The 9995-nt window shown below is 73.0% G+C and carries 2 protein-coding genes; both read left to right on the plus strand.

The features are described from left to right. Nucleotides 1-2615, plus strand: a 2615-nt coding sequence (locus tag AC4IJH_RS42460; RefSeq protein ID WP_490857397.1) for an SDR family NAD(P)-dependent oxidoreductase, incomplete at its 5' end; no start/stop codon positions are given. A gap of 43 nt (nt 2616-2658) precedes the next feature. Next, nucleotides 2659-9995, plus strand: a 7337-nt coding sequence (locus AC4IJH_RS42465; RefSeq protein WP_490857398.1) for a type I polyketide synthase, incomplete at its 3' end; no start/stop codon positions are given.

Consider the following 9995-nt stretch of genomic DNA (forward strand, 5'->3'; position numbering starts at 1 on the left):
TCGCGCCGCGTCGGGGTCGGGTGCCGATGGTCTCCGCGATGACGGGCGAGACGCTGTCCGGCGAGGAGTTGGACGCCACGTACTGGTACGGGAGCCTGCGGGCCACCGTGCACTTCGACCGTGCCGTACGGACGCTCGCCGACCAGGGCCACCAGGTCTTTGTCGAGGTGACTCCGCACCCGGTGCTGCTCGGTGCGATGACCGAGTCGCTGGAGGAGGTGGCGCAGGAGGCGGGTCCGAGCGCGATTCCGGGAGTCGTGTGCGGGACGCTGCGCCGCGACGACGGCGGCGCGAGCCGTCTGATCACGTCGCTGGCCGAGGCGTTCGTCAACGGTGTGGCCGTGGACTGGTCCGTGGTGCTGCCGGCCGCGAACCGGGTGGAGCTGCCGACGTACGCCTTCCGGCACGAGCAGTACTGGCCGAAGGGCCTGTCGGCACTGCCGGCCACCGGCGGGGACGGGGCGGGTACGGCGGCCGAGGCCCAGTTCTGGGCGGCCGTCGAAGGCGGCGACCTGGACCGGATCGCGGACACGCTTGCCATCGAGGACCAGCAACATCTCAGCGAGGTGCTGCCGGCGCTGGCGTCGTGGCGGCGCCGTGAGCAGGACCGGTCCGTGACCGCGGGCTGGCGCTACCGGATGGGCTGGGCCCCGGCGGCCGAGCCCGACCCGCGCGTGCTGTCCGGGACGTGGCTCGTGGCGGTCCCGGAAGGTCTGGCCGAGGGCGGCCCGGCCCTGGGGTGCACGGCGGCGCTGGGGGCCCGTGGGGCCGAGGTCGTCGTGGTCGAGGTCCCGGCCCTGTCCGTGGACCGGGACGGCGTGGCCGCGCGGATCGGCGAGGCGCTGAAGGGCGCGGAGCCCGGCGGGGTCGCGGGTGTGCTGTCGCTGCTGGCGCTGGCTGAGACGCCGGTGCCCGAGCACCCGGTGGTGGCCGGTGGTCTGGCCGCGACGCTGGGTCTCGTACAGGCCCTCGGCGACGCCGGAATCGCCGCTCCGCTGTGGCTGGCCACATGCGGTGCAGTGGCGGCGACGCCGGACGAGGTGCTGGTCAGCCCCGTCCAGGCGCAGGTGTGGGGGCTGGGCCGGGTCATCGCTCTTGAGCACCCGGACCGTTGGGGCGGGTTGGTCGATCTGCCCGCGACGGTGGACGACCGGGCCGGTGCGCGCCTGGTGGCGGTGCTGGCCGGGGGCGGCGAGGACCAGGTCGCCATCAGGGCGGCCGGGCTCTTCGGCCGCAGGATGAGCCGGCCCGCCCCGTCCCGCGGTACCCAGGAGCACTGGACGCCGCGCGGCAGTGTGCTGATCACCGGCGGTACGGGCGCGATCGCGGGCCATGTGGCGCGGTGGCTGGCCGAGCGGGATGCGGAGCGTCTCGTCCTCACCAGCCGTTCCGGGCCCGCCGCCCACGGCATCGCCGCTCAGGCGGCCGAGTTGGCCGCGCAGGGCACCCGGGTGGACGTCGTGGCCTGTGATGTGAGCGAGCGGTCGGCCGTGGCCGCACTGGTGGACTGGACGGGTCGCAGCGGCCCGGCGCTGTCCGCGGTCATGCACACCGCGGGCGTCCTGGACGACGGTGTGGTCGACCGTCTCTCGGCGCCGCGTCTGGAGACGGTGCTGGCCGCGAAGGCCGCGAGCGCCGCCCACCTGGACGAGGCGACCGCAGACCTGGACCTCGACGCGTTCGTGCTGTTCTCCTCCGCGGCATCCACGCTGGGCTCCGCGGGCCAGGGCAACTACGCGGCGGCCAACGCCTACCTGGACGCCGTCGCCGAGAACCGGCGGGCCCGTGGCCTGGCCGGTCTGTCGGTGGCCTGGGGCCTGTGGGGCGGAGGCGGCCTCGCGGAGTCCAAGGAGGCGATCCGGTCGCGGATGAAGCGGCTTCCGATGCCCGCGATGGACCCGCAGTTGGCGGTACGGGCGCTCGGCGAGTCGCTGGAGGGCCCCGACGCCGTCGTGACGGTGATGGACGTGGACTGGGCCCAGTTGGCGGCGACCTCGGTGGGCCTGACGCAGAGCCCGCTGGTGCGGGACCTGCCGGAGGTCCGTCAACTGGCCGCCGTCGCCGCCGCACCCGCCGATGTCGCGTCCGGCGAAGGGGAGCTGGCCCGGCGGCTGGCCGGGATGGACCGGGCCGAGCAGGAGCGGGTGCTGACGGACCTGGTGCGGGCCGAGGCGGCGGTGGTGCTCGGACATCCGTCGCTGGAGGCGGTACAGGCCCAGCAGGCGTTCAAGGACCTGGGCTTCGACTCGCTGACGGCGGTCGAGATCCGCAACAGGTTGAACGCTGCGACTGGGCTGCGGGTGCCCGCTACGTTGATCTTTGACTACCCCACTCCGGTGGCGGTGGCCACCTGGCTGCGGACCGAATTCATCGAGGATGAAGCAGTTTCGGTGCCGATACTCGACGACCTTGACCGGCTCGAATCCAGTCTGTCGAGTTCGGCACCCGACCAGGAAACAAGCGAAAGCATCACGAGGCGGCTGCAGAAAATTCTGTCCCAGTGGATCGAAAAACAGGGCGGAGCGGAGTCCGAGAGTGAAGAGGTCGAACTCCAGTCGGCAACTCCCGACGAGGTGTTTGAGTTTCTGGACAAGGAACTTGGTCTGTCCAACTAGTTGCTTCGGACTTATTGACGGCACGCTTTAGTAAGGGGTCACTGTGGATAACCAAGAGAAACTCTTCGCCTATCTCAAGAAGACTGCAGCCGAGCTCCAGGAGACCCGGAAGCGCCTGCACAAGCTGGAAGCGGGCGACTACGAGCCGTTGGCGATCGTCGGCATGGCGTGCCGTTATCCGGGCAACGTGGAGAGCCCGGAGGACTTCTGGGACCTGCTGTCGGCCGGCGGCGACGGAGTGGGCGAGTTCCCGACCGACCGCGGTTGGGATCTGGAGAGTGTCTACGACCCCGACCCGGAGAAGTCCGGCAGGTCGTACACGCAGTCGGGCGCGTTTGTGCGGGACGCCAGCGGATTCGACGCGGGATTCTTCGGGATCAGCCCGCGCGAGGCGCTGGCGATGGACCCGCAGCAGCGACTGCTTCTTGAAGTGTCCTGGGAGGCCCTGGAACGGGCCGGAATCGACGCGGGGACGCTGCGCGGCAGCAAGACCGGCGTCTTCGTCGGCGGTTTCACCTCGAACTACATAGTGAACCTGGAATTGGCGGAAGGGGGCACGGACCGGCTTGAAGGTCACATGATGACCGGCAACCTGACCGCCGTGCTCTCCGGCCGCGTGTCCTACGTACTGGGCCTGGAGGGCCCGGCCCTGACGGTGGACACGGCGTGTTCGTCCTCCCTGGTGGCGCTGCACCTGGCCTGCCAGGCGATCCGCGCCGGAGAGTGCTCGATGGCGCTGGCCGGTGGCGTGACGGTGCTGGCGCAGCCGGGCATGTTCGTGGAGTTCTCCCGGCAGCAGGGCCTGTCGGTGGACGGGCGGTGCCGCGCGTTCTCCGCGGACGCGGCCGGAACCGGCTGGGCCGAGGGCACGGGCATGGTCGTCGTGGAGCGGCTGTCCGACGCCCGGCGCAACGGGCACAAGGTGCTCGCGGTGATCCGCGGCAGCGCCATCAACCAGGACGGCGCGTCCAACGGCCTGACCGCCCCCAACGGCCCGTCCCAGCAGCGCGTGATCCGCGCCGCGCTGGAGAACTCCCGGCTGTCGGCCGCCGACGTTGACGCGGTGGAGGCGCACGGTACGGGCACCACGCTGGGCGACCCGATCGAGGCGCAGGCACTCCTTGCGACCTACGGCCAGGAGCGCAGCGAGGGACGGCCGTTGTGGCTGGGCTCGGTGAAGTCCAACATCGGCCACACCCAGGCGGCTTCCGGTGTGGCCGGAGTCATCAAGATGGTGCTGGCGATGCAGCACGGCGAGCTGCCGAAGACGCTGCACGTGAGCGAGCCCACGCCACACGTGGACTGGGACTCCGGCGAGGTGGAGCTGCTCTCGCAGCCGGTGCCGTGGCCGGCCGGGGACCGACCGCGCCGCGCGGGTGTGTCCTCGTTCGGCGGCAGCGGTACGAACGCCCACCTCATCCTGGAAGAGGCTCCCGCCGAGGACGGCGCGACCACCAACGAGGCGCAGGCCGCGCCGCAGGACGGTGCGGCCGAGCCGGCGGACGCGAGCGGTGCCGGTGCCGTGGCTCCCGTGGTGGCGGGCGCTGGCGCATGGCTGGTGTCGGGGCGTTCGGAGCAGGGCCTGACGGCGCAGGCGGGCCAGCTGCGCGAGTGGGTTTCGGCACGTCCGGAGCTGGAACCGGCGGATGTGGCCTGGTCGTTGGCGACCACCCGGGCGGCCTTCGAGCACCGCGCCGTAGTGGTGGGCGGCGACCGCGGGGACCTGGTAGCCGGCCTGGAGAGCCTGGCCGAGGGGACACCCAGCGGCGCCGTCGTCTCGGGCGTGGTCAAGCCCGATGCGCGGACGGTGTTCGCTTTTGCGGGGCAGGGTTCGCAGTGGCTGGGTATGGGCCGGGAGTTGGCGGAGGCCAGCCCGGTGTTCGCGGCGCGTCTTGCCGAGTGTGAGCGGGCGTTGGCGCCGTTTGTGGGCTGGTCGCTGAGTGATGTTCTTGCCGGTGCGGAGGGTGCTCCTGTTCTGGAGGCTGCGGATGTGGTGCAGCCTGCGCTGTGGGCGGTGATGGTGTCGTTGGCGGCCGTCTGGGAGGCGGCTGGCGTGGCCCCCGATGCGGTGGTGGGTCACTCGCAGGGTGAGATTGCTGCGGCGACGGTGGCTGGGATGCTGTCGCTGGAGGACGGCGCGCGGGTCGTGGCGTTGCGGTCGCAGTCGTTGAAGGTGCTGGCGGGTGCGGGCGGGATGCTCTCGGTGAGCCTGTCGGCCGCCGCTGTCGAGGAGCGCCTTCCCAAGTGGGGCGAGCGGCTGTCGCTGGCGGCCGTCAACGGGCCGTCCGCCGTGGTGGTTTCCGGCGATCCGGAGGCTCTGCAAGAGCTCAAGGCCGAACTGGAGTCCGAGGGCGTACGGGCCCGGATGGTGGCGGTGGACTACGCCTCGCACAGCGCCCAGGTGGAGCGGCTGGAGCGGGAGATCGTCTCCGTACTGGCCGATGTGACCCCGCGCCAGGGTCGGATGCCGATGGTGTCGGCCATGTCCGGCGAGACGCTGTCCGGCGAGGAGCTGGACGCCGCGTACTGGTACGGGAGCCTGCGGGCCACCGTGCACTTCGACCGTGCGGTACGCACGCTCGCCGCCCAGGGCCACCAGGTCTTCATCGAGGTCACCCCGCACCCGGTGCTGCTCGGTGCGATGACGGAGTCGCTGGAGGAGGTGGCGCAGGAGGCGGGCCCGGGCGCGGTGCCCGCGGCGGTGTGCGGGACGCTGCGCCGCGACGACGGCGGCGCGAGCCGCCTGGTCACGTCGCTGGCCGAGGCCTTCGTCCACGGCGTGACGGTCGACTGGGCGAAGGTGCTGCCGTCCGCCGACCGGGTCGAGCTGCCGACGTACGCCTTCCAGCACGAGCGGTACTGGCCGAAGGGGACGCTGACCCAGCTGGTGGGGCGCTCGGCCGGCGGCGACGCGACATCGCTGGGACTGGGCGCCGTGGGACACCCGCTGCTGGGCGCGGTGGTGGAACTGGCCGGCGGAGCGGGCCTGGTGTGCACCGGGCGGCTGTCGGTGCGCTCGCAGCCGTGGCTGGCCGACCACGCGGTCGGCGGTGTGATCCTGCTGCCCGGCACCGGATTCGTGGAGCTGGCGGTGCGCGCCGGCGACCAGGTGGCCTGCGGCCGACTGGAGGAACTGACGCTGCAGGCACCGCTGGTGGTGCCCGCCGACGGCAGCGGGGTCCAGATCCAGGTCGTGGTGGCCGCGGCCGACGCCCAGGGCCGCCGCGGGGTGGAGGTGTTCTCCCGCCCCGACGAGGCGGGCACCCAGCAGGAGTGGGTGCGCCACGCCAGTGGCGTGGTGGCACCGGCCACGACGGCCGGGCCCGGTGAAGAGGACCTGAGCGTGTGGCCGCCGCGGGATGCCGTACCGGTGGACATCGCCGACCTGTACGCGGTGCATCTGGCGGAGGTGTACGGCCCGGCCTTCCACGGAGTACGAGCCGCCTGGCGCCGCGGCGTGGACGTGTTCGCTGAGGTGGCGCTGCCGGAGGAAGTGGCGCAGGAGGCGGGCGCGTTCGGCCTGCACCCGGCGCTGCTCGACGCCGCGCTGCACGGTGCGATCCTGGTGGAGGCGGACGCCGAGGCCGAGCCGGGGCATGTGCCGATGCCCTTCGCGTGGACGGGCGTTGAGCTGCACGCCAGCGGCGCTTCGGTGCTGCGGGTGCGGCTGCGGCGCGATGCGCAGGGCGGTCTGTCGCTGACGGCCGCCGATGCGACCGGGGCTCCGGTGGTGTCGGTGGGCTCGCTGGTCAAGCGCCTGGTGCCGATGGAGCAACTGCGGTCCAACGACAGCGGGTTGACCGACTCGCTGTTCGTCACGGACTGGGTCGCCGTGGCCGAGGCCGCGGCCCCGGCCGGGGAGTGGGCGCTGTTCGGCGCCGACCACTTCGGCCTGGTCGACGGGCTGGGCGCCGCGGGCGTACAGGTACGGCCCTTCGCCGACCTCGCGGAGCTGGCCGCCGCGGCCGAGGCGGGCGAGATCGACCCCCGCACCGTCGTGGTCTGCGCCGATCCCCTGCCCGCCGACACCCGGGATGTCCCGGGAGCGGTGCGCGCGAACGCGGGCGCGATGCTGGAGCTGGTTCAGGAGTGGCTGGACGAACAGCGCCTGGACGCAGCGCAGTTGGTGGTCGTCACCCGCGGCGCGGTGGACTCGGTCGCCGGTGAGGCGGTGTCGGACCTGGCCGCGGCCGCCGCGTGGGGTCTGCTGCGGTCGGCGCAGGCGGAGAACCCGGGCCGGCTGATCCTGGCCGACCTGCCCGCCGTCGACGCCGGTGACCACGCCGGGGTGCTGCCCTCGGTGCTGGCCGGCGGCGAGCCGGAGCTGGTGATCCGCGGACGGTCCGCCTACGGCAGGCGGCTGACCCGCCCGTCCGGCGAGCTGGTGCCGGTCGCATGGCCGTCCGAGCCGAAGGCCGACACGGCGGCCCGCTCGGTGCTGGTGACCGGCGGTACGGGCACGCTGGGCGCCCTGGTGGCCCGGCACCTGGTGGCGACGGGTCGGGCCGGTGGCGTGGTGCTCACCAGCCGTTCGGGTCCGGCCGCCGCCGAAGTTGCCGCGCTGGCCGCCGAGTTGGCGGAGCTGGGCGTATGGGTACAGGTGATCGCCTGCGACGCCGCCGACCGGGACGCGCTGGCCGCGACGCTGCAGCGGATCCCGGCCGACTGCCCGCTGGGCTCCGTCATCCACTCCGCGGGCGTCGTCGACGACGGTGTGATCGCGTCGCTGACCCCCGAGCGACTGGCGGCGGTCATGCGCCCGAAGGTCGATGCGGCCTGGCACCTGCACGAGCTCACCGCACACCTGGATCTGGAGCGCTTCGTCACGTTCTCCTCGGCTGCGGCGACCTTCGGCGCGCCCGGCCAGGGCAACTACGTGGCCGCGAACTCGTTCATGGACGCCCTGGCGGGGTACCGGCGAGCGGCCGGACTCGCGGGACTCTCGCTCCAGCTGGGCCCCTGGGTGCACGAGGCGGGCATCGGCCGCAACCTCGACGAGCGGCTGCTCTCGCGGATCGACCGCGGCTTCGTACCGCTGGGCGCCGAGGACGGCCTGGTCGTCCTGGATGTCGCGCTGACCCGGGACGAAGCCGTGCTGATGCCCGCCCGGCTGGACATGGCGGCGCTGCGGGCACAGGCCGCGGGCAGCGCCGAGATCCCGCCGCTGTGGCGAGTACTGGCGGGCGTGTCCACCCGGCGTACGGCCGCCTCGGGCGCCGCCGCGAGTACGGACACGGGCGCCGGTGCCGGGGAGGCACTGCGACGGCAGCTGGCGTCGGTGCCGGGCGCGGAGCGCGCCCGGGTGCTCCTGGACCTGGTGTGCGCCCATGTCGCCGCGGTGCTGGGACACTCCTCGGTGGAGGCGATCGACGCGAGCCGGGCGTTCACCGATGTGGGCTTCGACTCGCTGACCGCGGTCGAGCTGCGCAACCGCCTGAACGCGGAGACCGGACTGCGGCTGCCCGCGACGCTGGTCTTCGACTACCCCACCCCCACGGCGCTGGCCGGGCTGCTGCGCGCGGAAATGGCGGGGGACCTGCCCGCCACCGCGACGCCCTCCGGCCCGGCGGTGACGGGCACGGCGGACGAGCCGATCGCGATCGTCGGCATGGCCTGCCGCTTCCCCGGCGGCGCCGCCAGCCCGGAGGAGCTGTGGCAGCTGCTGGCCTCGGGCGCGGACGCGATCGGTCCGTTCCCGCAGGACCGCGGCTGGGACATCGAGGCCTTGTACGACCCGGAGTCCAAGCGCGCCGGAACCTCGTACACGCAGGCGGGCGGGTTCGTCCGGGACGCCAGCGCGTTCGACGCGGGGTTCTTCGGGATCAGCCCGCGCGAGGCGCTGGCCATGGACCCGCAGCAGCGACTGCTGCTGGAGACCTCCTGGGAGGCGTTCGAGCGGGCCGGTATCGACCCCGCGACACTGCGCGGCAGCCAGACCGGCGCCTTCGTCGGCGGCTACAGCTCGCGGTACGGAACCGATGTGCCCCTGGAGGGCACGGAGGTCGTCGAGGGCCATCTGGTGACCGGCAACGCGACCAGCGTCCTGTCGGGCCGCCTGTCGTACACCTTCGGCCTGGAAGGCCCCGCCGTCACGATCGACACGGCCTGCTCCTCCTCGCTGGTGGCCCTCCACATGGCCACCCAGGCGCTGCGGTCGGGCGAGTGCTCGCTCGCACTCGCCGGCGGTGCCACGGTCACCGCCACCCCAGGAGTGTTCGTCGCCTTCGCCAAGGCGGGCGGTATATCGGTGGACGGACGCTGCAAGTCCTTCGCCGCGGCGGCCGAGGGATCGGGCTTCGCCGAGGGCGCGGGCATGCTCGTGGTGGAGCGGCTGTCGGACGCCCGGCGCAACGGGCACAAGGTGCTGGCGATCATCCCCGGTTCGGCGGTCAACCAGGACGGTGCGTCCAACGGGCTCACGGCGCCCAACGGCCCGTCCCAGCAGCGGGTGATCCGTGCCGCGCTGGCCAGCGCCCGGGTGTCGCCCTCCGACGTGGACGTGGTGGAGGCGCATGGTTCGGCCACCACGCTCGGCGACCCGATCGAGGCCCAGGCCCTGATCGCGACGTACGGCCAGGAGCGCGCCGAGGACCGGCCGTTGTGGCTGGGGTCGGTGAAGTCGAACATCGGGCACACGCAGGCGGCGGCCGGTGTGGCCGGTGTGATCAAGATGGTGCTCGCCCTCCAGCACCAGGAACTGCCCCGCACGCTGCACGTGGACGAGCCGACACCACACGTGGACTGGGAGGCCGGCGAGGTGCGGCTGCTGACCGAGGCCAAGCCGTGGCCCGTCGGCGAGCATGTGCGTCGCGCCGGTGTGTCGGCGTTCGGCATGAGCGGCACCAACGTGCACGTCATCCTGGAGGAGGCCCCGGCCGAGGACCCCGACAAGACGGACAGCCCGGAGGAACCCGCCGATGCGCCCGCGTCGGCCGCTGCCCCCGCCCTGATCGAGGCCGACGACGTCAGCGCGTGGCTGGTGTCGGGCCGTACGGCCGAGGGCCTGACGGCTCAGGCGGAGCGCCTGCGCGAGTGGGTGGCGACCCGGCCTGGACTCGAACCGGCCGAAGTGGCCTGGTCGTTGGCGGCGACGCGGTCCGCCTTCGAGCAGCGGGCGGTCGTCGTGGGCGGTGACCGTGCGGAGCTGGTGACCGGCCTGGAGAGCCTGGTCGACGGGACCTCCGCGCGGTCGGTGGTCTCCGGAGTGGCCCGCTCCAGCGGCCGGACGGCATTCGTGTTCGCGGGGCAAGGTGCCCAATGGGTGGGTATGGGCCGGGAGTTGGTCCAGTCGAGTCCGGTGTTCGCGGCGCGTCTTGCGGAGTGTGAGGCGGCGTTGGCGCCGTATGTGGACTGGTCGCTGGGTGATGTGCTGGCCGGGGT

This window comes from Streptomyces sp. UF-297, from assembly GCF_058245575.1.